This window comes from Negativibacillus massiliensis (assembly GCF_900148495.1).
Lineage (GTDB): Bacteria > Bacillota > Clostridia > Oscillospirales > Ruminococcaceae > Negativibacillus > Negativibacillus massiliensis.
In genome coordinates this window covers 96,361-118,347 of sequence record NZ_FTRU01000005.1, presented here as the reverse complement: position 1 = coordinate 118,347, position 21,987 = coordinate 96,361, and the positions used below count along the sequence as shown (strand labels likewise).

General features: G+C 45.3%; 22 protein-coding genes. 7 read left to right on the top strand and 15 right to left on the bottom strand.

Going from position 1 to position 21,987, the window contains the following annotated elements; all coding sequences use genetic code 11:
- Positions 1-36: 36 nt before the first annotated feature.
- Entirely contained in the window at positions 37-1,221 is a 1,185-nt protein-coding gene (locus BQ5375_RS00805; RefSeq protein ID WP_076917270.1) for a tRNA(Met) cytidine acetate ligase, read from the bottom strand.
- Positions 1,222-1,460: 239 nt separating this feature from the next.
- Here BQ5375_RS00805 and BQ5375_RS00800 point away from each other — a divergent pair, with 239 nt between their 5' ends.
- From BQ5375_RS00800 to glsA, 4 genes are all read left to right on the top strand, one after another.
- Positions 1,461-2,654, top strand: a complete 1,194-nt coding sequence (locus BQ5375_RS00800; RefSeq protein WP_022132902.1) for an acetate/propionate family kinase — start codon at positions 1,461-1,463, stop codon at positions 2,652-2,654.
- A gap of 136 nt (positions 2,655-2,790) precedes the next feature.
- Complete coding sequence (locus BQ5375_RS00795) at positions 2,791-3,081, top strand: AbrB/MazE/SpoVT family DNA-binding domain-containing protein (protein WP_022132405.1); 291 nt, start codon at positions 2,791-2,793, stop codon at positions 3,079-3,081.
- A gap of 41 nt (positions 3,082-3,122) precedes the next feature.
- Positions 3,123-4,307 (top strand): macrolide family glycosyltransferase, encoded by a 1,185-nt coding sequence (locus BQ5375_RS00790; RefSeq protein WP_076917267.1) that lies wholly within the window; start codon positions 3,123-3,125, stop codon positions 4,305-4,307.
- 89 nt (positions 4,308-4,396) lie between these two features.
- A complete protein-coding gene (gene glsA / locus BQ5375_RS00785; RefSeq protein ID WP_022131440.1) occupies positions 4,397-5,317 on the top strand; it encodes a glutaminase A in 921 nt (306 codons plus the stop codon).
- 43 nt (positions 5,318-5,360) lie between these two features.
- Here glsA and BQ5375_RS00780 read toward each other — a convergent pair whose 3' ends face one another.
- Both BQ5375_RS00780 and BQ5375_RS00775 read right to left on the bottom strand, forming a co-directional pair.
- Positions 5,361-6,134: a hypothetical protein gene (locus BQ5375_RS00780; RefSeq protein WP_022131439.1), complete on the bottom strand. Its 774-nt coding sequence runs from the start codon at positions 6,132-6,134 to the stop codon at positions 5,361-5,363.
- Between the two features lie 172 nt (positions 6,135-6,306).
- The gene (locus tag BQ5375_RS00775) at positions 6,307-6,717 is read right to left on the bottom strand and encodes an SdpI family protein (RefSeq protein WP_076917265.1); all 411 of its coding nucleotides are present in this window, start codon (positions 6,715-6,717) and stop codon (positions 6,307-6,309) included.
- A gap of 219 nt (positions 6,718-6,936) precedes the next feature.
- Here BQ5375_RS00775 and BQ5375_RS00770 point away from each other — a divergent pair, with 219 nt between their 5' ends.
- The 3 genes from BQ5375_RS00770 to BQ5375_RS00760 are packed head-to-tail and all read left to right on the top strand — an operon-like array spanning position 6,937 to position 8,851.
- Positions 6,937-7,305 carry a GntR family transcriptional regulator gene (locus BQ5375_RS00770; RefSeq protein WP_022131433.1) on the top strand — a complete coding sequence of 123 codons (369 nt, stop codon included), beginning with the start codon at positions 6,937-6,939 and terminating at the stop codon, positions 7,303-7,305.
- Positions 7,302-8,153, top strand: a complete 852-nt coding sequence (locus BQ5375_RS00765) for an ATP-binding cassette domain-containing protein (RefSeq protein ID WP_022131432.1) — start codon at positions 7,302-7,304, stop codon at positions 8,151-8,153. The genes BQ5375_RS00770 and BQ5375_RS00765 overlap by 4 nt, the downstream gene beginning before the upstream one ends.
- 14 nt (positions 8,154-8,167) lie before the next feature.
- Entirely contained in the window at positions 8,168-8,851 is a 684-nt protein-coding gene (locus BQ5375_RS00760; RefSeq protein WP_022131431.1) for a hypothetical protein, read from the top strand.
- A gap of 37 nt (positions 8,852-8,888) precedes the next feature.
- Here the strand turns inward: BQ5375_RS00760 and BQ5375_RS00755 are convergent, their stop codons facing one another.
- The 12 genes from BQ5375_RS00755 to BQ5375_RS00700 form a co-directional block, all read right to left on the bottom strand.
- The gene (locus BQ5375_RS00755; protein ID WP_022131430.1) at positions 8,889-9,236 is read right to left on the bottom strand and encodes a NusG domain II-containing protein; all 348 of its coding nucleotides are present in this window, start codon (positions 9,234-9,236) and stop codon (positions 8,889-8,891) included.
- Positions 9,237-9,389: 153 nt separating this feature from the next.
- Positions 9,390-9,764 carry a desulfoferrodoxin family protein gene (locus BQ5375_RS00750; RefSeq protein ID WP_022131429.1) on the bottom strand — a complete coding sequence of 125 codons (375 nt, stop codon included), beginning with the start codon at positions 9,762-9,764 and terminating at the stop codon, positions 9,390-9,392.
- A gap of 167 nt (positions 9,765-9,931) precedes the next feature.
- Entirely contained in the window at positions 9,932-11,209 is a 1,278-nt protein-coding gene (locus BQ5375_RS00745) for a M28 family metallopeptidase (RefSeq protein WP_022131428.1), read from the bottom strand.
- Between the two features lie 169 nt (positions 11,210-11,378).
- Complete coding sequence (locus BQ5375_RS00740) at positions 11,379-12,722, bottom strand: TldD/PmbA family protein (protein ID WP_076917264.1); 1,344 nt, start codon at positions 12,720-12,722, stop codon at positions 11,379-11,381.
- Complete coding sequence (locus tag BQ5375_RS00735; protein ID WP_022131426.1) at positions 12,719-14,098, bottom strand: TldD/PmbA family protein; 1,380 nt, start codon at positions 14,096-14,098, stop codon at positions 12,719-12,721. The genes BQ5375_RS00740 and BQ5375_RS00735 overlap by 4 nt, the downstream gene beginning before the upstream one ends.
- A gap of 64 nt (positions 14,099-14,162) precedes the next feature.
- The gene (locus tag BQ5375_RS00730; protein ID WP_022131425.1) at positions 14,163-15,158 is read right to left on the bottom strand and encodes an ABC transporter ATP-binding protein; all 996 of its coding nucleotides are present in this window, start codon (positions 15,156-15,158) and stop codon (positions 14,163-14,165) included.
- Positions 15,158-16,180 carry an ABC transporter ATP-binding protein gene (locus tag BQ5375_RS00725; RefSeq protein WP_022131424.1) on the bottom strand — a complete coding sequence of 341 codons (1,023 nt, stop codon included), beginning with the start codon at positions 16,178-16,180 and terminating at the stop codon, positions 15,158-15,160. The genes BQ5375_RS00730 and BQ5375_RS00725 overlap by 1 nt, the downstream gene beginning before the upstream one ends.
- 13 nt (positions 16,181-16,193) lie before the next feature.
- Positions 16,194-17,153 carry an ABC transporter permease gene (locus BQ5375_RS00720; protein ID WP_022131423.1) on the bottom strand — a complete coding sequence of 320 codons (960 nt, stop codon included), beginning with the start codon at positions 17,151-17,153 and terminating at the stop codon, positions 16,194-16,196.
- 17 nt (positions 17,154-17,170) lie between these two features.
- A complete protein-coding gene (locus BQ5375_RS00715; RefSeq protein ID WP_022131422.1) occupies positions 17,171-18,094 on the bottom strand; it encodes an ABC transporter permease in 924 nt (307 codons plus the stop codon).
- 135 nt (positions 18,095-18,229) lie between these two features.
- On the bottom strand, positions 18,230-19,921 hold the full coding sequence (locus BQ5375_RS00710) for a peptide ABC transporter substrate-binding protein (RefSeq protein WP_022131521.1): 1,692 nt from the start codon (positions 19,919-19,921) through the stop codon (positions 18,230-18,232).
- Between the two features lie 132 nt (positions 19,922-20,053).
- Complete coding sequence (locus tag BQ5375_RS00705) at positions 20,054-20,752, bottom strand: GntR family transcriptional regulator (protein WP_022131520.1); 699 nt, start codon at positions 20,750-20,752, stop codon at positions 20,054-20,056.
- Positions 20,753-21,047: 295 nt separating this feature from the next.
- Entirely contained in the window at positions 21,048-21,740 is a 693-nt protein-coding gene (locus BQ5375_RS00700) for a GntR family transcriptional regulator (protein ID WP_022131519.1), read from the bottom strand.
- Between the last annotated feature and the right edge of the window lie 247 nt (positions 21,741-21,987).

Genomic DNA, 21,987 nt, shown 5'->3' with positions numbered 1-21,987 from the left:
CGCAAACTTCTGTTTTTGCATGTACCCCTATTTTTACTAATTTTTGCAAACCCCCGCATAATCGCTGCCGCAGGAAAAAATCCGTTCCGTAAATATCCGGTACTGATCGGCACATTCCGCTTCCAGTTTTGCAAACTGTGCTGCCTGTGGGGAAATTTTCTCAAGCTTTGCCAGACTTGCCGATACTGGCAGGGTTGCCGTCTGCTTCATCCTGCCCAGAATCTCCCTGCCTTTCTCGTTCATCGCCAGCACCCGCAGATAAGGCGGTACCTGCTTGTGCATCTGCGATGGAATCTGTAAAAATGCAGATAACACAAGCCTTCTCACCCTTGACAGCGGATACCGTTTGGTTTTGATCTGCTCATACAGTTCTTCGATACCGCAGCTCTTTCTCACTGCCTGATACAGTCGGTTCTCAATTCCCTCCGAAACATCCGGCAATGCTGCCATCTGCTCCCGACTCATCCGGCGTAAGGCAGACAGAACTGCCCTCTCTCCTGTCTGCATCCAGGCTGTCTCCCCGTTTTGTATTACTTGCTGATAAATTTCCCATACCGATTGCGGAAGATACTCCCTTGCCTCATCCCAGTTTCCACTTAAAATCAAGCTGCGGATATGGCTTGCAGAAGCAAACCCCTCTTCCGGCTTTCCATCATGCGCATTTCCAATGCGGGAAATCGGCAGCGGCTGAATACTGCTTTTCTTTGTCAGCTGTGCCAGATATTCCACGCCCAGAATATTGTTGGGCTTTTGCAAAACCTGAGAAACCTCTTTTCCAAAAACGCGTTCCACAGCAAGTTCCCTTGCCTTAGCAAAGGTAATTCCTGCGGCAAGCTTTTCTCTGAGGACAAGCTGCACCTGTGGATGTTCCAATGCATCCGCTGCCTGCCAAAGCAGCATAGGGTCTGCATCCTCTGCCCCGAACGCTAAAAAGTCGACACAGCCCATCGCCTTGACCAGCTGTACTGCACCAAATGCAAAACCCTGTGCCCCTGCACAAGCGTAACAGACCGGCAATTCCAAAATCAAATCTGCTCCATTTTGTAAAGCAGCCTGAGCACGCACTCGCTTTGGAAAGACAGCTGGTGTTCCCCTTTGGGTAAAATCCGGGCTCATGATCACTGCCACATGGCTGATACCCTGTTTTTTTATCTGTTCCAACTGCCACTGGTGTCCTTTATGAAAGGGATTGTATTCGGCAATCACTGCCCCAATCTGCATTTTGTTTTCTCCTTCCCGGATGGATTTTCTATATTTTATATCTCTTAAAAGATCAGGCAAAACATCATATCTTTTGATACTTCAATTTAATTGACAAAAAAACCTGAGTAAAAACTCCGAAATTTGATATTTGGACTTGAAAACTTTCGTTAGATATAATAATATAGTAAGTGTAAAATCGTGTCAATCTGCCCCTTTTTTCGGGCAGTCGGCGTTAAAAATTATGGGAGGAATTTGATATGAAAATTCTCGTTTTAAACTGCGGAAGCTCTTCTCTGAAATATCAGCTGATTGATATGGAAAATGAGCATGTTCTGACCAAAGGTCTGTGCGAAAGAATCGGTATCGACGGTTCTGTCCTGACCCACAAAGTTCCTGGCAAAGACAACTATGTTGTTGAAACTCCAATGCCAGACCACTCTGTAGCAGTACAGCTCGTTCTGGACGCTCTGACCGACAAAGATCACGGCGTTATCGCTTCCGTTGATGAAATCAATGCTATTGGTCACCGCGTACTCCACGGCGGCACAAAATTCACAAAATCCATCGTTGTTAACGAAGATGTTAAAGCTGCTATCCGTGAATGCTTCGACCTCGGTCCTCTCCACAACCCAGCTAACCTGATGGGTATCGAAGCTTGCGAAAAAGTTTGCCCAGGCAAACCAAACGTAGCTGTATTTGACACCACCTTCGGTATGGGCATGGATGAAAAATCCTACCTGTATGCAATTCCACACGAATACTTTGAAAAATACGGTGTTCGTCGTTACGGCTTCCACGGAACCAGCCACGGCTTTGTTTCCAAAGAAGCAATCAAATTCGGCAACCTCCCAGCTGATGCAAAAGTTATCGTTTGCCACATCGGTAACGGTGCTTCCGTTTCCGCTTCTATCGGCGGCAAATGTGTAGATACCTCCATGGGTCTGACCCCTCTGGAAGGTCTGATCATGGGTACCCGTTCCGGTGACCTGGATCCAGCTGTTATCCAGTACATCTGCAACAAAGAAAACAAATCCGTTGACGAAGTTCTCAACATGCTCAACAAGAAATCCGGTCTGCTTGGCATGAGCGGCGGCCTGTCCTCCGACTGCAGAGATATCACCAAAGCTGCTGAAGAAGGTCACCACCTCGCTAAAGTTACTCTGGATGCTTACACCTACCGCATTGCAAAATACGTTGGTGCATACGCAGCTGCTATGAACGGCGTTGACGCTATCGCATTCACTGCTGGTGTTGGCGAAAACGACATCGAAATCCGTGAAGAACTCTGCGAAAAATACTGGGGTTACCTCGGCGTTAAAGTTGACAAAGAAGCTAACCACACCAGAGGCGAAAACAAAGTTATCTCTACTGCTGATTCCAAAGTTAAAGTTATGGTTATCCCAACCAACGAAGAACTTGCAATCGCTAGAGACACTCTGGCTCTCATCTAAGTTTTTTGATGAAACCTGCAAAGGACCTGTCCGATCGGACAGGTCCTTTTTTTGTTTAAATAAAGAGATTGACGGATACAGAAATCTAAAGTATAATTAGTTATATAAGTTATACTTTTATTCATGAGGTGATCCTATGCCGTCTTCAATGAAAAATGGAAAATTTATGGGTTCAGTCAAGGTTGGACCAAAGGGTCAGATCGTAATTCCAAAAGAAGTACGCCAAATGTTTGGGATTTATCCCGGTGATACGATGATTCTTCTTGCCGATGCTGAGAAAGGAATCGCATTGGAACGTTACGAAGTTTTTTCTCATATTGCTGATGCAATCTTTGCAGGAAAAGCAAGAGAGATCTATCCGGAGCATCCGGAAACTGAGTCTATGGAATTTGCGCAGGATATTAAAAATCTGAAAGAGGATGAATAGTCCTTATTTACTGTATCATCCGGAAATAAGGAGGGAATTGTATGTATAAGATTGCTTTTTTCTGCATTCCTGCCCATGGACATACTAATCCAACCCTTGCAGTTGTTCGAGAATTGACCCGACGCGGTTGTGAGGTACGATACTATTCTTATCTGGCGTTTCGAGAAAAAATCGAAGAAAGCGGAGCCGTTTTTATTTCCTGCGATGAATATGGGAAGACGACAGTCAATTCGGACAATCAGGCACAGGTTGCGTTTGATCTTGCCTGTTCTATCCATATTCTGACTGATACGGCTCTGGCTTTGGATGAAATGATCTGCCGGACATTGAAAGAATTCCAGCCCGACTGTATCGTTGCCGACTCGATGGCAGTATGGGGGAAATTTGCTGCATATAAACTTGGTATTCCGTTTGTTTCTTCCACGACAACCTTTGCTTTTAACCGTTTCTCTGCCCGGATAATGAAGCCCAGTTTGCATCAGATGCTGTCTACGCTCAAATCTCTTCCAGGCGTTCATCGTGACCTCAAACGACTGAAAAAGCAGGGATATCCTGTCAAAAACTTTCTTTCTATCCTCCAAAATGAAGAGGGTACCCCTACCATTGTCTATACCTCCAAAGAGTTCCAGCCCTGCTCAGATACCTTTTCCGATAAGTATGCTTTTGTAGGTCCTTCCGTTTGCCTTCCTTCCCCTATTTCCAAAACTCCGGGAAAAAAGCTGGTTTACATTTCTATGGGCACTGTCAATAACAGACTGCCCCATTTCTATCAAAACTGTCTGGCTGCCTTTTCCGATGAGAAGTATGCTGTAATTTTGTCTGTAGGAAACGAAGTCGACATCAGCTCACTGGGGACAATACCGCCAAATTGTACGGTAGAACATCAGGTCAATCAGCTTGCTATTTTGCAGCAGGCGGATGTGTTTCTTTCTCACTGTGGTATGAACAGCGTCAGTGAAAGCCTGTATTGTGGTGTTCCTCTGGTGCTCTTCCCACAAACGCAGGAACAGTCCGGTGTCGCTAACCGTGTCTTGGAATTGGGAGCCGGATTACTTCTCAAAGAAGGGCAACCAGAATCGATCCGGAAAGCCGTGGAAGCTGTTCTATCAGATCCTCATCTATATCAAAAAGCGGCCGAAATATCTGAGAGCTTCCACCGTGCTGGGGGAGCCTACGCTGCTGCAGAACATATTCTGCAGCAGATAAAACAAAAGACGATCTCCTGAATGGTTGTTTTTTCTGTGTGCAAAAGGCTTGCATCCTGAAAAATCTGTTGTAAAATAAGGATAACAGACTTTTTAGGGAGGAAGATGTTATGCTTACGCAAGAGTGTCTTCAGGACGCTGTTAAATACGGAGAATGTTTCATTAAGTTCGGCAAAACTGCCGAATACATCCCCGAACTTGCTCGGGTCAACAAGTATCACCTTGGTGCCTGCATTGTCGGCTTGGACGGTACTGTGATGGAATACGGCGACACCCGCACCCCATTTACCATCCAGAGTATCTCGAAACTTGCTTCGCTGATCCTTGCCATCAGCGACCGCGGCGCGGACTATCTGTTCCATGACAAGGTGGGAGTCGAACCAACCGGTGACCCGTTCAACTCGATCATCAAGCTGGAAACCAAGACCAAACCGTTTAATCCGTTCATCAATGCCGGCGCAATCACTGTTGCCAGCTGCATCGACGGCAAGGATTCGGACGAAAAATTTGAGCGATTCTTGCAGTTTATCCGCAAAGTCTGCGGCAACGAAGAAATCGCCCTCAATGAAGCGGTCTATCTCTCGGAAAAATCCACTGGTGACCGCAACCGCGCTCTTGCCTATTACCTCAAAGCCTCCGGTATTCTGGAAGGCAACGTCGAGGAATGTCTGGACTTTTACTTCAAGATGTGCTCGGTCAATGTCACTGCGGTGGACATTGCCCAGATGAGTGCAGTGCTTGCAAATCACGGTGCCTGCCCATCCACCGGTGAGGTGCTCATCGAGCCGGAAAGTGCAAAAGCAATTCGTGCGCTGATGCTTACCTGCGGCATGTATGATGGCTCCGGTGAATTTGCCATGACTGTCGGCTTCCCTGCAAAGAGCGGTGTCGGTGGCGGTATCGCAGCTGCACTGGTTGACCGCATGGGAATTGGTGTATTCGGACCTGCTCTGGACGAAAAAGGCAACAGCATTGGCGGCATCAAGATTCTGGAATATCTTTCCAAGAAGATGGATTTTAATTTGTTCTAATAAAAGGAGTCTGAGAGTTTTCTCAGACTCCTTTTCATTTAACTTAAAACTCCACTTTTGCTTCGCAAGTTCCCTGCTTTCTTTTATCCGAAAGCTCCACATAAAAACTTTCAGAAAAAGAAATAGATTTTTTATCCTCACTCAAGTGGGCATCGTTGGAAAATCCATTGGCGTGGATTTTTTGACCACCTTTAATATAGGAATCTTCCTCACTCATTGCTCCGTTTTCGTATTCCAGGATTTTACCTGTTTGATTATCACGAATAAAACTTGATCGGATAGAAGTAATCATCTCATAATATTTTGGATTCTCTGTTGCTGTTTTACCCAAATGATAAAATTTGCTCACAAAACGAGTTTCTGTCCTATCTCCATCCAGAGTCTTTTCCTCCTGATCTGTCCATGAAATAAATGATACTTCATCCACAATCATTTTTCGCAGAGCTTCTTCATCCTTCTGTTCGGATATCTCCTGCAAAAAACGCTCGGTAATATCCTGCTGCTGCCGATCAATCACCTGATACTCCGACGGAGAAGCAATCATCTTTTCGCAGAGTGACTCTAATAGTTTGGTTGGTGCAGCGTGATCAACCACAAATACTACGCCGGAAACTACGGTAAGCATACATAATATTGACAGGAGGATTGTCGAAAACGAATATTTTCTTTGACACCATCCCGACCAAATCAAAAAGCAAAGACAAAATGCGCTGATAACCACACTCCATACGCCATGCAAAACCGTAGCTGCTATCAGCCATAAAACACTTACTACTGTGATTTTTCCGTTCCATTTTATCTGTTTACTCTGTTCCATCTTTTCTCTCCATAGATTTTAGTTTTCATACCAGATATTTTTTATTACAATGATAGCATAATATTTTTACAAATTCTATCACATCATTCTACAAAAATAATTTGACTTCTTTGCTAATAGTCAATAGATGCAAAAAATCCCGGAACCAAAGTTCCGGGATTTTTCTAGTCTTTTACAGTCCTTCTTTCCATCTTCCCTTTTGGTCAAAGTTCTGTTTGAGCTTTTTCTCAATCGAAAAATATGGAATCGAAATACCGATAATATCCATGACAATCAGCCATTTTGCTGCTGTCATCAGCGGCAGCAAAATGATTCCTACAATCGAAAATACCATTGCTACAATGCCGATTGGCAGCATCATTCTGCCATAGCAGATGTGCGAATAGTTCCAAGTTTCAATGCTCTTCATTGCCCACTCGGTGCGGTAATCAATAAAGAAAATTCCTCCAAAAACGGTATCCTGATGTTTTGGGTATTTCGGTGGTTTTCTTCTCCAGCGCAATCCGCATCCAATCATCATAGCTGGTATCAGCAGCAACAATAAATAAAGCAACATTCTGTTTGACAATCCTTTCTGTTTCATGCTGTGCATCCCTTTGATTCACAGTGTTCAGTATAACACACTTTTTCCCTTTTGTAAAAAAGATTTTTGGAAAAAGGTTTTAAAAAAATCCTTTTCCATGAAAATTCTTCCATAATTTTTTCTGCTCCCCTTGACAAACGAATTAGACGTGGTTATAATGGAACCATAGTTAATTACTCAACTAACTAACCAGTATACAACCAGAGAGGAGGACACAGATTGAAGATTGACTTTCAAAGCCAGACACCAATCTTCCTTCAGGTCTCGCAGGGACTGGAAGATGAAATTTTGTCCGGCATCTACGGGGAAGAAGAACAGATCCCCTCGATCACCGAACTTTCTGCAAACTACAAAATCAATCCCGCTACCGCACTCAAGGGAATCAACCTGCTGGTGGATGGCGGAATCGTCTATAAGAAAAGAGGAATCGGCATGTTTGTTGCGTCAGGAGCTGTGCAGAAGCTGAAAGAAAAGCGGCAGGAGGAATTTTATAATCAATACATCCTGCCTTTGGTACAGGAGGCAAAACGTCTCGACATCGAACCTGCAAAACTTCAGGAATGGATTGAAAGGGGATTTGCAAGATGAAACTAAGCTGTCATAATCTGACCCGCAAATTTGGGGACACCACTGCTTTAAATGGAGTAAACTTGTGCTTAGATGAACCGAAAATCTATGGATTACTTGGTCGAAACGGCGCCGGCAAAACCACCCTTCTCCGCCTGATCACCAACTACATCCAGCCGACCGAAGGCTCTATTACACTGGACGAACAAAATGTCTGGGAAAACGAAAAAGCGCAGCATCAGATTTTTCTGGTCACCGAAACTTCCTACTTTGCCGAAATGAATGCACACAAGCTCATTCAACTCATGTCAGAAATCTATCCCAGCTTTGACAAACAACAGTGTCTGGACTATGCAAAGCGCTTTGAGCTTGATTTAAACAAAAAATATACCGCTCTCTCCACCGGCTACAAATCGGTCCTGCGCGCAGTTCTCTCCTTATCGGTACACACACCGTTCCTGTTTCTGGATGAACCGACACTGGGTATGGATGCCTTCCACCGCGAGCTGTTTTACAAACTGCTGATCGAAAGTTACAGTGAGTCTCCGTCCTGCATCCTGCTGTCCACCCACCTGATCAGTGAAGTGGAAGGGCTTCTGGAAAATGTTATTATTCTGGACCACGGCAAGGTGCTGATCGACGAATCCTCCGAGCAGTTGCTTGCACAGGGATACTGCGTATCTGGCAGAATCTCCGATGTGGATGACTACTGCTCCGGCAAAAATGTAATCGGTTCCAGTGTCGTCGGCGGACTGAAAACCACCGCCATCTTGGGAGAACGGGAACAAGTTCCTGACACATTGGAAGTCACCGGACTGAGCTTACAGCAGCTATTTGTGCAGCTGGTAGGCAGCGAAAACCCATCATAAGAGGAGGAATCTCGATGAATACTGCAACGTCCTTTCGTCTTCAATTAAAAGAATGTCGTTCTGCACTTACGATCTATTATATTATTATCCTGCTCATCTTTGCCATTGCCTCAATTGGAATGTCTTCCGATAGTTCCACTTCCGGGCTGGAAGCCAGCACCGCCTGGTTTCTGTTTGTCTACGGTATGAACACCTTCCGAGCAAACTTTCTGTTTCATTTACAGTTTGGTTCCACCCGCAAAACCCTGTTTAAGGGCTGGCTTTTCTCTACCGGAACCATCTGCCTCGGTATGTCACTGATTAACCTTATTCTGCTGCTGGTGTTAAGTCTGCTGCTCCACTTCCCCATCGGTTCCTTTGTTTTTTCCATCCAGATCGACAACGTTTTTCTTCGCCTTATTGCAGGCACTGTCTATTATTTCTGTGAGTACCTCATGCTAACCTCTGTCGGATACCTTATCACCAGTGGATTTTATCGCTTGAACAAGACAGGAAAATGGATCGTTGGTACTCTGATGGGCGGATGTGGAATGCTGGCAATTTTCCTGATAGAACCGTTTGAGTCATACATTGACGCGATTTTCCTTTATCCTTCATCCCATCCATTTATTGTATCGGGAATCTTCCTTGTTGTTGCAGCAATGATTCTCAGCTTCTGCTGGCTGCTCATCCGCAAAATGCCTGCAAAAACCGCATAACATGAAAAAAGCACTCATCTTTTGATGAGTGCTTTTTTTATTCTCCAACAATCGAGATTGCCACACGGTTTGGCATACAGACCGCACTTTGCGGTTCATGATCGATCCATCCAAAGCCCATGCATAGATGGTCGGGACAGTCCGAGGATAAAAACCGGATCTGATGGTCCTTGATTTCCAGCACAACCTCGACCCCATATTCTGAAAGGTCGATCTGCCGGTCCTTCTCCTGTTCGAGCTTAAGTTCCATGATCTGTTCCCCGTCGATGGAAACCAGTGCTGTTGCACCCTCCGTTTGGTTTTGCCACATCAGCAAAAAAATCCCCATCGAAACCAGCGCCACAAATGCGATGATTGCTAAAATAATTTTATCTGCTTTTCCCATTTATTTTCTCCAATCTGTAAAAACATAGAACCATTATACGAAGAAAAGCCTCCTCCGTCAAGATAACAGAAGGACCATCAAGGCTTTGCCATGATGGTCCTTTTGCTTTTAGAAAAGTAATCTAGGGGAAAAGTTTTAAACTAGATGTCAAAATTAAGCTTCTGCTTTCCACAGACCGTGCAGGTTGCAGTATGCGTAAGCAGCAACTGCCTTGTCTGTCTCTGCCAGCATGAATACTGCCTGTGGCTTGCTGCCTGGTTTGAGCTCTTTGCGCTGGTTGCCTTCCTGGGTCTCCAGAGCGATCCACTCGATGAAGTGCTCTTCAGCCATTGGATGTTCTACTTCACCAACAGTTACGGTTACTTTGTTGCCCTCTACCGAGATAACTGGAACGTGTTTTTCGGTTGCAGCGTCAACGCTTCCTGGAACCAGTTCGCTCATCTTTTCGCCGCAGCACATAACCGGAACACCTTTGTTTTTTGCATAAGCGATAATATTTCCACAGTGTTTGCATACGTAAAATTTCATATTCATTTCCTTCTTTCTTTGTTATCGTGTTTATCTTAAGTATACCGATTTAGTTTATTTTCTCTTTGATTATAGTATACCTTTTCTGTAGACAAATTGCAATAGGCTAACAAAAATTTTCTGTTTTAAATAAAAGAAAAAGCAGCTGTTTTCGATTGTCAGAGGAATTATTTCTCGTCGACTCTCTTTTTGCGCAGATATTTGTCGATTGCTTCTACCATATTTTCCGGCATCTTTCTTGGAACTGGGAATACAACCGAGTTTACCATACGGTCAGAGAATTCCTGAACGAAAGCTGCGGTCTTGCCGAAGTTCTTGTAATCGAGGTAATCGATTACGTCGTGGCGGCAATGGATCATTGCACCGCCGTTTCTGCCAAAGCGGCAGAAGTTGATAGCTGGAACACCTTCATTGGAGAATGGAACCGAGTCACTGGAGTACACTTCCTGAGTAACGTCGGTGGAGAAACCAAGCTCTTTGGAGAGGTATTCTACATAGCGGCAGAGGGATTCATCTGCCATAACAGCAGCCCAGTCAGCGCCCAGAACAGGACCTGCAACGTCGACGTTGATCATCAGCTGAATATCTTTGAGTTCTTCTTTATGTGCTTCTACATAAGCTTTGGAGCCGAGCAGACCGCACTCTTCGGAACCGTACCAGCAGAAGGTCAGGTTTCTCTTTGGTGGGTTCTCTTTATAGTGGCGTGCAAGCTCCATCAGGATAACCGAGCCAGCACCGTTGTCATATACACCATGGCTGAACTGCACACTGTCAAAGTGTGCGCCGAAGGTAATGTTCTGTTCGGTTTCATCGGTGCCTTTGATGTGCAGGATAACGTTTCTGGATGGACGGGTAACATCTTCCTGAATCAGGGTGAAGGTTACAGTTTCAGGCTGAGCTTTTACCAGTTCCATTGCATCGATTGCGCGCAGAACACCGCCTGGGATCTTGCCGTAACGCAGAGCCCAACCGCGCAGTTCTCTTTCTGGCAGATCGGTCTGTTCGCGAACATCGGAAACGTTGCCGTTCCAGGTCAGGAATGCTGCTACACCGTAGCGAACCATTCTTTCGTAAACTTCTTCGTTCATCTTGCCGTTGTTGACAAGGACGATCATGCCTTTTTTATCATACAGGTCAACATCAGTTCCCTGCTGAACATATGCAAATGGAGCGGTCAGACCTTCTGCCGGTGTGCTGCCGGAACGACGATAGCCCTGAATTTCCCACTCTTTTCCTGCTGCTGTCAGGGAAACCTTCTCGATGTCTGCGGTCTGAACCGGGAATTCCTCGATTACAGCTTCCAGACCAACTTTTGCAAGCTCATCGCGGATGATTTCAGCCGCTTTGGTTTCTTCTGGAGAAGTGCTGGTACGAATAAAGTTGATTTTCTGCAAATCCTCAAAGATTCGTTTTCCCATTGCTTCTGTGTTCTTCAAAATGTCCATGTTGCCACACTCCTTGTCTATTTAAACTCATAAAATCAGACTGGGTCGTTAAGCGACAGGCTGCTTTTGCAGCCTGTCGTATGTACAACTTTTACATAATTTTACATATATTTTTGTCAAAATATATGCTTAATTTCCCTTTTCCTAGTATAGCACAATCTTTCTTCGGTTACAATCCCGAGACAGCCAAACCTTTCAGAAGCAGAGAAGGAGTCTGTACAAACTGGCTTCCGGATGCTGTTGGAACCGGATCGTTTCCGATTGCAACAATCTCTTTGAGCAAGTCATAGATGCTGCCTGCAATGGTAACCTCACAGAACGGCTTTGTCATCTTTCCATTTTCTACAACCATTCCCTTGCACAGCAGAGAGAAATTACCGGTAATGGTGCTGACACCTGCAAACACACCTTCCAGCCCTGTTACAACCAGACCATTTCCCATCTTCTGGCAGAGTTCTTCCATCGAAAGGGTATTGCCGGAAATGCTCTCGAACACAACGTTTGTGACTCCGGTGCCGACTGCTGCCTGTACATCCGACTTAAATCCGTTACCGCTGCTCTGGCAGTTTGCTTTGCCCGCACTCTTGCGGTTGTACAGAGCCGATTCAAATTTTCCTGCATGGATCAGGTATTTTTTGCTGACTGGTGTGCCCTCATCATCGAAGTGACGATGTACTCTGCCCTGTGCAAACTGAGGATCTTCCACAAGGTTGATATCGGAAATTGCGATCATTTCCCCTTCTTTTCCTGCAAGAGAGCTCATCTCGTTTTGCATCTCGGTCGCATAAAAGATTGGAAGGTATGCTTCCAGCAGTTCTGCTGCTGCATCGTTTTTGAGGATAACCGCGTATTTTCCCGAAGCAATCGGTTTTGCATGTAGGCGCTGTGCGCCAAGCTCTGCTACTTCCTGTGCCAGTGCTTCGGTATCAATTGCATCGAGGCTCTGTGCACTGCGTCCGCCCCAAGCGATCTCGGTGTCGCCATCTTCGCGGGAAACTACGCCCAACGAAACCGAAACGGAATGTCCATAGTCGGTCAGAGTAGTTCCGTTATCGTCCATCAGAATAATTTCCTCATCATACTGATGACAGGAACAATCGCTGACCGAGTCAATCTTGCTTTCTTTGCGCAGAACCTGCTCTGCTTTTACCAGAGTTTCTGCTGCTTCCCTTTCATCCAGCGAAGCAAACTCCTCTGTATAGGACAATTCCTTCTCAAATGCTGGAATTGGGTGGTAATCTTCTTCGGATGCCATTGCAGAAACCTGCATCTGCTCTACAACATCTTCTGCACAGTCCAGCTGATTAAAGAAGGTACAACATCTTTTTCCATCCTTGCCAGCTTCCACAAAATAAACACTTTCACTGGAACGAACCGATTTTTCCTTCTCGCCATCCAGAACATTCAGTCCAAACTTTCTGGTCTTTGCAATATAAAAACGAATGTCTGCAAAACCTTCCTGTTTGAGCTTTTCTGTCAGTTCTCTGAGTGCTGTTTTCTCCGATACCATCATGCCTGATCCCCTCCTACTGTCATTTCAGTTACACGGACGGTCGGCTGACCTGCTCCGATATAAAGCGCACCGCTTGCTGCGTAGCAGAAGCCCTGTCCCAGTGCGTAGTCGTTTCCGACCATATCCACCTTCTGCAGAATATCGCCGCCAGTACCGATCAGGGTTGCACTACGTACCGGTGTGGTGATCTTTCCGTTTTCGATCAGGAAGGTTTCGCTGGTGTTGAAGTTAAACTCTCCAGTTGCCGGATTTACCGAACCTGCGTTGATGCTGTTGACAAAGATGCCGCGCTCAGTTGCTGCGATCATCTCTTCCGGTGTGCTTTCTCCCGGTGCGATATAGGTGTTGGTCATACGGGAAGTTGGAGCAAAACGGAAGCTCTGGCGTCTGGAGGAACCAGTTGGAGCACATCCCATTCTTCTTGCATTGAGTTTATCTACCATATATCCTTTGAGGATACCATTTTCGATCAGTACATTCTTCTGGGTCGGTACACCCTCGTCATCCACCTTGAGCGAACCCCACTGACCCGGAATCGAACCATCATCAATCAGAGTCAGCTTGTCAGAAGCTACCTTCTGACCCAGTTTTCCGGAGAATTCGGAGTTGCCCTTTGCTACACCGGATGCTTCCAGAGAATGTCCGCATGCCTCGTGGAAGAACAATCCGCCAAATCCATTGGTGATGATAACCGGCATTCTTCCTGTCGGGCATGCTTTAGCATGCAGCATTGCTTTTGCCTTCTTTGCTGCCTGCTTTACATAGTCCTCGACATTGATCTCGTCATAGAACTCAAATCCCTTCATTGCACCAGGTCCAACATAGCTGGACTGTCTGTCGCCGCCTTCCTCACAGAAAACGGTCATATGCAGTCTGGTCTTAACGCGGTTATCCTCTACAAATAAACCTTCGCTGTTTGCAATCCAAACCTTCTGATCCATATCAACATAGTTGACACGAACCTGGCTGACTGTTTCATCTGCCTTCTTACCAGCAGAAACAACACGGTTTGCAAGTGCCATTTTATCCTTTAAGCTGACGCTCTGCGGATAGCGGCTGATTGGATTTAACGAAACACGGCGCATTGCTTCCAGCGCTGCACGCTCAAAGCTTCCGTCACGATAGCGGCAGGTTTCTTCCAGCAGGCGGAAAATTTCCGCTTCACTTAAATCGGAAGTATACAGGTAAGCGCTCTCCAGCCCCTTAAACAGGCGGATGCCCACTCCCTTTTCTCTTCCCGAAGATGAGTTGAGGATTTTTTCTCCCAATACGGTCAGATTGCTTCTGCGTACATCTTCGCAGAAAATTTCAGCAAAATCTGCACCGTGGCTGACTGCATAGTCAAGGATTTTTTCCATCAGATTCTGGCTTAACACAAAACCCCTCCATTCTTTGTTACAAAAAAGGCGGCTGCAAAAATTTGCAACCGCCCGAATTTCTTTATTTGTGCTGCTGATGGCACAGGTGGCACGCTACAAAGTGATTTGGTTTTACTTCAATCAGCTTTGGTGCTTCTTTTTCGCAGATATCCATTGCATATCTGCATCTTGGTCTGAATTTGCATCCCGGTGGTGGGTTGATCGGGCTTGGAACTTCGCCTTCCAGTTTGATTCTTTCTCTGGTAGCTTCTCCATCCGGATCTGCCATTGGGATTGCAGAGATCAGTGCCTGTGTATATGGATGCAGCGGCTCACCGTACAGGTCATAGTTGCTTGCAAGTTCTACCATCGAACCTAAGTACATAACACCAACTCGGTCAGAGATGTGTTTTACCATCGACAGGTCGTGGGAGATGAACAGGTAGGTCAGACCAAATTCTTTCTGAAGTTTGATCAGAAGGTTTACTACCTGAGCCTGAATGGATACGTCCAGCGCGGAGATTGGCTCGTCACAGACAATGAATTTTGGTTCTACTGCCAGTGCGCGGGCAATACCGACACGCTGACGCTGACCGCCGGAAAGCTCATGAGCAAAACGGTTTGCATATTCTGCGCTCAAGCCTACCTTGTTGAGCAGGTCTGCAACTCGTTTTGTTTTTTCTTCTTCGCTGAAATGGAAATGGATGTCCATTCCCTCGGAAATAATTTCACCGATTGTCATACGAGGGTCCAAAGATGCATATGGGTCCTGGAAAATGATCTGGACATTCTTTTTGAACTCCAGAAGATCTTTGCCTTTGAGGGTGGAGATATCCTTGCCGTCAAAAACAACTTTACCAGATGTTGGCTCGTAGAGCTTGATCATGGTACGGCCGCAGGTGGTTTTTCCGCAGCCGGACTCACCTACCAGACCCAGTGTTTCTCCTCGTTTAATGCCGATTGTTACATGGTCTACCGCTTTCAGTGTCTGTTTGCGTCCTGCTTTAAAGAACTTGCACAGGTCGGTAACTTCCAGGATGTTGTCGGCGTTCTGCAGTTTTTCAATTACCTGATCCATTATTTTGCCTCCCTGTCATAGAAGGATTTTACCTTCGGCGCATTTGGATGCTGCAGCCAGCAGGATACGCGATGAGTATCTGTAATGGTGGTTTCCAGTGGATTCTTTTCCTTACAGATCGGCATGCAGTATTCACATCTGGATGCAAACGGACAATGGTTAAGTGGCAGGATCAGATCCGGTGGAGTACCTTTGAGTGCATACAGTTCCTGTTTGGATTCTTTTGCCAGTTTTGGAACAGAGCTCAGCAGGGCCCAGGTGTATGGGTGCTTGGAATCATAGAAGATTTCTCTAGCGGTACCTCTTTCCACAACCTGACCAGCGTACATAACCTGAATGCGGTCTGCAAAGTTTGCAACAACGCCAAGGTCATGGGTTACCAGAATGATTGCGGTGTTCATCTTTTCTTTCAGCTCACGCATCAGATCCATGATCTGTGCCTGAATGGTAACGTCCAGAGCGGTGGTTGGCTCGTCCGCAATCAGAATCTTTGGACTACATGCCAGAGCCATTGCGATCATAACACGCTGACGCATACCACCGGACATTTCGTGCGGATAGCTGTCAATTCTTTTTTCCGGGCTTGGGATGTTTACCATCTTGAGCATTTTGATTGCTTCTTCCCTTGCCTGTTTTTTGTCCAGATGACGGTGAATGCGCAGGCTTTCCATGATCTGTTTACCAACAGTCATGGTTGGGTTGAGGGAAGTCATTGGGTCCTGGAAAATCATGCTGACTTCGTCGCCGCGGAACTCACACAGTTCTTTCTTATTTAAAGAGAGAACGTCTTTGCCATCGCAGGTAATCTTGGAACCTTCCTTAATTACTGCAAACGGAGGTTTGAGCAGACGAAGGATGGATTTTGCGGTTACGGTTTTACCACAGCCGGACTCGCCTACAAATGCGAGGGTTTCACCGCGGTTTAATTCGAAGCTGACACCGCGAACAGCTTTAACCTCTCCTGCGTAGGTATTAAAGGACACGCTGAGGTCTTTTACTTCTAAGATCTTATCGTTTGCCATTTGTATCCTCCTCCTACTTTCTCAGTTTCGGGTCAAGTGCGTCACGCAGGCCGTCACCCAGCAGGGTAAAGGAGAGCATGGTGAGCGCGATCATAATCGATGGGAAGAACAGCTGATATGGATAGAACATGAAGTTCTGCTGTGCTGCGGAAGCCAGAGCACCCCAGCTGGTATCCGGTGGCTGAATACCCAGACCGATGTAGCTCAAGAATGCCTCGGAGAAGATGTAGCCTGGGATATCGAAGGTGATTGCTACGATGATGATACCAATGGTATTTGGAATCATGTGGCGCATGATGGTTTTAAATGGAGATACACCCAGAGCATTTGCAGCCAGAACGTACTCCTGAGATTTTAACTGGAGCATCTGTCCGCGAACCAGACGGGCAATACCACACCAACCGGTCAGGGTCAGTGCCAGCATCATGGTTCCCATGCTCTTGGAATCGGTTACAACCGAGATCAAAATAACGATAATCAGATAAGGAATGCTCAGCAATACCTCTACGATACGCATCATGATATCGTCAACGATGCCGCCAAAATAGGAAGCGATACCGCCGTAGATACTGCCGACAACGCTGGCTACAACTGCACCAACGATACCGATTGCCAGAGAAACTCGACCAGCCTGCCATACACGTGCAAACAGGTCACGACCCAGGGAGTCAGTACCAAACCAGTGCTGTGCATTCGGAGTCTGGTTGATTGCAGAAGTATCCATTTGTTCAAAGTTATATCCGGAGATTGCAGGGCCAAAGATTACCATGATAACCATAACAACAAGGATAATCAAAGCAACCAGAGCAATCTTGTTTTCTCTAAATCTTCTCCACGCGTCTGCCCAATAGCCTACCTTTGGACGAGCAATAATGTCGCCGGAGAAATCGTCGGTTCCAATAATCTGGAACTTTTCTGCTGGAATGTCTTCCCATTCTGTCGCAGATGTCACTTTATTTTCTTCTGTAGACATATGTTCTCCTCCTTAAATTATTTTACGCGGATACGTGGGTCAAGGATTGTGTAAGCGATATCGATGAGCAGCTGTGCTACAACAAACAGTGCTGCTGCAAAGATGGTGGTACCAATAATCATGGTGTAGTCACGGTCATTGATCGAAGATACATAGTAGAAACCAAGACCAGGGATACCAAACATTTTTTCGATAACGAAGGAACCTGTAAAGATACCGGAAATCTGTCCACCCAGAATGGTGATACATGGCAGGAATGCGTTTTTCAAAACATGGTCCTTAATGATATGGAAACCGCTGACACCTTTTGCCTCAGCAGTCAGGATGTAATCCTGTCCCATAACTTCCAGCATGTTGGATTTTAAGTAACGTGCGTAGGTTGCAATGGTACCAAAACACATTGCGATAACCGGCAGAACCAGGTTCTCCGGTTTGCCCCATCCGGTAGTTGGAAGGATCATCCATTTAACGGTAAACAGATACTGGAGCAACGACGCCATAACGAATACTGGGATGGTGATACCCAAAATCGCAATGAACATAACCAGATAGTCCGGCCATTTGTTTTTGTTAAGTGCTGCGACAATACCCAAAGTAACACCGATTGCTACACCGAATACCAGAGCCAAACCACCAGTTACACCGGAAACTTTGGAGTTTGTAAGCAGTGTTTCGGTAATGCTCTTACCTGGATATTTGAGCGACTCACCCAGATCACCTTTTGTGATCAGGTTTTTCATAAAGATTGTATATTGTTCGGTCAGTGGTTTATCCAAACCGTATTTTGCGTAGTAGTTTGCTTTTGCCTGTTCCGGCAGCTTGTTCGCCATCGCACCCAGAGGGTCACCTGGGATCGAGTGCATCATGAAGAAGGTTGCTGTTGCAATGATAAACAGTGTGATCAGCATGTAGCCAATTCGTTTGAGCACATACTTAAGCATACTTTTCCCCCTTATCCTCTTCTATTTCTTACACTTCTGATTCTTACATTTTTGATAAAGGAACAGGCAGCCAAAACCGGCTGCCTGTCCGCGCTTCGCTTGTAAAAGAAAGCCTTACTTCGTTATGAAATTAAATTATGCGTTGCGTCCGCTTACATAAGCGTATTTCAGACCGGTAGAAGTAAATGGCATTGTGTTGCTGTTCTTGATGTAGTTGTAACGGAAGGTGTTAGCAGCTTCGTTAACAACTGGGCAGAGAGGGCCTTCCTCGAAGAGGATTGTTTCTGCTTCTTTGTACAGTTCCAGACGTTTTGCATCGTCCATCTCTACTGCAGCCTGATCCAGCAGCTCATCATATTTTTCATTTACCCAACCAGTGTTGATGTTACCGGAAGAGGAGTACATAACAGCCAGCATGGAGTATGGATCGTTGTAGTCGATACCCCAGGACATGTAACCCATCTGGTAGTCACCGGAGTTAACTTTGGACTGGAAGGTTCCCCATTCATTGAAGTCCAGAACAACGTTTACGCCCAGAACGTTTTTGAATGTCTGCTGATAGTATTCGCCGTAGTTCTTCATCCACTGGTCAACACCACCGAGGCTGAAGGTTACTTCCAGAGTGGAAGGATCGGAACCAAGACCGAGTTCTTCCATACCTTTGAGGAGCAGTTCTTTTGGATCTTCGGAACCAACCATAGCTTTCAGAGGTTCTTCAACTTTTTCTCTGTAGATACCCTGATCGCCAACGGAAACGCCATCCGGTACCCAACCGTATGCTGGAGACATGGTACCATGATAGATGGTTTCAACGATGTCTTCACGGTCCAGAGCAAGGGTGAATGCGTTACGGATGTTTGCATTCTGGAACAGTTCATCTTTGGTGTTGTAGAAGTTAAAACGTACTGCTGGAGAAGTGTAGTGGATATAATCTACATTTTCCATAGCTTCAAATTTCTGCATCCATTCTGGAGTACCGCAACCACAGGAGTCGATGGAACCGTTTGTGAAGGAGTTGAAGATGGTGTTCTCATCGTTCATGATCTTGTAGTTGATGGTCTGCAGGTTTACATTTTCTGCATCCCAGTACTGATCGTTTTTAACGAGGATCAGTTCAGAGTTGTGGGTCCAGGTTTCGAGTTTGAATGGACCATTGTATACCATGTTGGAAGCTTCTGCACCATAGCTTTCACCGTACTGTTCTACGATATCCTGACGCTGTGGCATCATAACACGGGTATCGGTCAGAGCCAGGAAGTATGGGGTTGGGCTTTCCAGAGTGAATTCGATTGTTTTGTCGTCAACTGCTTTTACGCCCAGTTCGGAAGGATCCATCTCGCCTGCCAGAACTGCGTTTGCATTTTTAACACAGGTCAGCAGCCAGGAGTTTGGAGAACCGGTTTCTGGTGTCAGAACACGGGTGATTGCGTAAACATAGTCGTTTGCTGTTACAGGCTGTCCATCGCTCCATTTGTTGTCGCGCAGATGGAAGGTCCAAACAGTACCATCTTCGTTGGATTCCCAAGACTCAGCAGCAGCGCCTTCACGAACGTTCTCGCCGTCTTTTTCAGCCAGTCTGGTCAGTGGTTCCATAGCATTGGTCAGAATGCTGGAGCTGTAAGTGTCGTTACCTGTTACGCTGTCCAGAGTGGTTGGCTCACTGCTCAGATAACCATTAAAGTACTGTTCTGCATCCAGAACATTACCATCGATGGTTTTCTGTTCACCAGTAGATTCAGCAGTTGTTGTTTCTTCGCCGCCGCAAGCTGCCATGGAAAGCATCATTGCGCCTGCCATCATAACTGCCAGGATTTTCTTCAGTTTCATGATAATTTCTCCTTTCGGGCTTATCAAACTCTCTCTTATTTCGACACGTTTCCTCGTATTTACAAAGACTCGTGTGATTGACAATGAAAATTGGGATTATCATAATCCCAAAAGCAAAACAGGATATCCTGTTTATAAATACAAATCAGCGTTGATCGCTAAAACGGATGCTAACGATTCCTGATTTGATTTTTTCACTATACTCTCGGCTGTGGTGCTTCCTGCTCCCACGTCATAGTGTCTTTTCAGCTCGTCCACCATCGCTTCCGCATCACCCTGTTCATAACAGGTAAGCAAATCGAGATGTCTTTGATAACTGTCCTTGACACTTTGTTTGTCGATTGCACAAAAAATCGCAAAATTATTGACATTCATACTTTTCCAGACATGTTCAATCTTTCGAAATCCTGTCTGTTCAATAATGCGGCTGTGGAAATAATTGTCCTCCTGTGCCAGCTGATATAGGTCATCTTCCAGAGCTTTCATCCGCTCCAAACTCTCTCTCATCTGTTGCAGGCTTTCAGCAGAAAAGTTTCCTTTGTTCAACCTCACTGCCAGTATTTCCAGTGTGGCACGCAGCAGGCACACTTCATAGATATCCTGCTCTGTCACCGCAGCGACCGAACAACCTACATTCCGTTCATATCGAACCAGGCCTTCCTGTTCGATCTGCCTGAGTGCTTCCCGAACCGGTCCGCGACTGACACCAAACAATTCTGCGATCTCGTTTTCCTTCATCCGATCCCCTGGCTTAAATTCGCCTCCCAGAATCTTTTGACGGATTTCATCCACGACTTCCTGCCGCAAAGTTTTATAGTTCAGTTTTGGCATACCTTGTTAATCTCCCTTAGCTTTGCAGGTTGTGTGTATGTAGATTACAGTATTTTGAAGATTGTATACAATCTTATGTCCTGTATTGTACCATAGTTCTTTATCAATTGCAACAAAGTCGCTAACATTTTGTTAATGTTACACTCTTTTTATTCTTGCATTATATACAAAATACATAATAAATTCTTATTTGTCACAGTTATTTAAAAATTCTCGTTGTTTTTCACAACAATCTTCCTGTCCTCATTTTGTACTATATACAAAAGAGAACAGACCAAAACGGTCTGTTCTCTTCTTAAAATTCCATATTAATCTTATAAGGAAAATCCTGCGTAGAAATCTTGTGTTCTCTCAAATAACCATTAATTGTTTCCATATAATGTTCCATTAATGTCGAGCAAATCAGGCTGACATCCCCTGTTTTGAGCGCATCAAAAACCTTTTGATGGATCTTGCGCTGATTGTGAATGACATACTCACTTTTACCAGCTCCCCGATAAAAGACGATGGTGTTTCCCCCAGACATGCTGTTCCACAAAGTATACAGCCTGGTCAATTTGGACTCTTTTATAATGCATTCATGAAATTCATTGTCGTTTTCAATCGCTTCATCAAAGTGTTCCAGATCTTCAATGGAGTCCATTCGATTCAAAATCTCCTCCATCCGCTTAAGCGTTTGTTGAGAAAAATGTCCTTCACACATTTTTACCGATAAAATTTCCAGATTTGCCCGCAACAAATAAACTTCATACACATCCTGAGCGGTAAAATCTTTCACCGAACAACCTACATGAGAAGTATATTCCACTAAACCTTCCTGTTCAATCTGACGCAGAGCTTCCCGAACCGGTCCACGGCTGACTCCCAGTTCTTCTGCCATTTCTTGCTCCACAATCTTGGTTCCAGGCTTAAGCTCTCCTGTTAAAAGCTTCATTCGTATTGCCTGAGTGACTTGTTCTCGCAGGGTCTGGCGCATTATCTTCGCCATGTTTTTATTTCCCTCCCAGCTGCAAAAATAGATTCTTTTCATTCCTGAAAAGATAAGCAGACATTTTTACGATATCATAATGCTACCTTCTTTGCAATCCAAAAAATGTTTTTTCTACGAAATTCATCACTTTTATCCTTTGACATCTGTTTATTTTTGCTTTTTTTCACCGATTTTAACGAAATTTATTTTTTGATTCTTTCTCTTGACATTTTAAGGTTGCTCTGGTATTATTGTATTAAGCACT

Excerpts from the sequence above, each read along its gene's own strand:
- BQ5375_RS00755 (WP_022131430.1), bottom strand. The coding sequence starts at position 9,236 with ATGGGAAAAGCAGATAAAATTATTTTAGCAATCATCGCATTTGTGGCG.
- BQ5375_RS00800 (WP_022132902.1), top strand. The coding sequence starts at position 1,461 with ATGAAAATTCTCGTTTTAAACTGCGGAAGCTCTTCTCTGAAATATCAG.
- BQ5375_RS00715 (WP_022131422.1), bottom strand. The coding sequence starts at position 18,094 with ATGCTTAAGTATGTGCTCAAACGAATTGGCTACATGCTGATCACACTG.
- BQ5375_RS00730 (WP_022131425.1), bottom strand. The coding sequence starts at position 15,158 with ATGGATCAGGTAATTGAAAAACTGCAGAACGCCGACAACATCCTGGAA.
- BQ5375_RS00720 (WP_022131423.1), bottom strand. The coding sequence starts at position 17,153 with ATGTCTACAGAAGAAAATAAAGTGACATCTGCGACAGAATGGGAAGAC.
- BQ5375_RS00750 (WP_022131429.1), bottom strand. The coding sequence starts at position 9,764 with ATGAAATTTTACGTATGCAAACACTGTGGAAATATTATCGCTTATGCA.
- BQ5375_RS00740 (WP_076917264.1), bottom strand. The coding sequence starts at position 12,722 with ATGATGGTATCGGAGAAAACAGCACTCAGAGAACTGACAGAAAAGCTC.
- BQ5375_RS00775 (WP_076917265.1), bottom strand. The coding sequence starts at position 6,717 with ATGAAACAGAAAGGATTGTCAAACAGAATGTTGCTTTATTTATTGTTG.
- BQ5375_RS00765 (WP_022131432.1), top strand. The coding sequence starts at position 7,302 with ATGAAACTAAGCTGTCATAATCTGACCCGCAAATTTGGGGACACCACT.
- glsA (WP_022131440.1), top strand. The coding sequence starts at position 4,397 with ATGCTTACGCAAGAGTGTCTTCAGGACGCTGTTAAATACGGAGAATGT.
- BQ5375_RS00805 (WP_076917270.1), bottom strand. The coding sequence starts at position 1,221 with ATGCAGATTGGGGCAGTGATTGCCGAATACAATCCCTTTCATAAAGGA.
- BQ5375_RS00725 (WP_022131424.1), bottom strand. The coding sequence starts at position 16,180 with ATGGCAAACGATAAGATCTTAGAAGTAAAAGACCTCAGCGTGTCCTTT.
- BQ5375_RS00710 (WP_022131521.1), bottom strand. The coding sequence starts at position 19,921 with ATGAAACTGAAGAAAATCCTGGCAGTTATGATGGCAGGCGCAATGATG.
- BQ5375_RS00700 (WP_022131519.1), bottom strand. The coding sequence starts at position 21,740 with ATGGCGAAGATAATGCGCCAGACCCTGCGAGAACAAGTCACTCAGGCA.
- BQ5375_RS00790 (WP_076917267.1), top strand. The coding sequence starts at position 3,123 with ATGTATAAGATTGCTTTTTTCTGCATTCCTGCCCATGGACATACTAAT.
- BQ5375_RS00760 (WP_022131431.1), top strand. The coding sequence starts at position 8,168 with ATGAATACTGCAACGTCCTTTCGTCTTCAATTAAAAGAATGTCGTTCT.
- BQ5375_RS00705 (WP_022131520.1), bottom strand. The coding sequence starts at position 20,752 with ATGCCAAAACTGAACTATAAAACTTTGCGGCAGGAAGTCGTGGATGAA.
- BQ5375_RS00780 (WP_022131439.1), bottom strand. The coding sequence starts at position 6,134 with ATGGAACAGAGTAAACAGATAAAATGGAACGGAAAAATCACAGTAGTA.
- BQ5375_RS00795 (WP_022132405.1), top strand. The coding sequence starts at position 2,791 with ATGCCGTCTTCAATGAAAAATGGAAAATTTATGGGTTCAGTCAAGGTT.
- BQ5375_RS00745 (WP_022131428.1), bottom strand. The coding sequence starts at position 11,209 with ATGGACATTTTGAAGAACACAGAAGCAATGGGAAAACGAATCTTTGAG.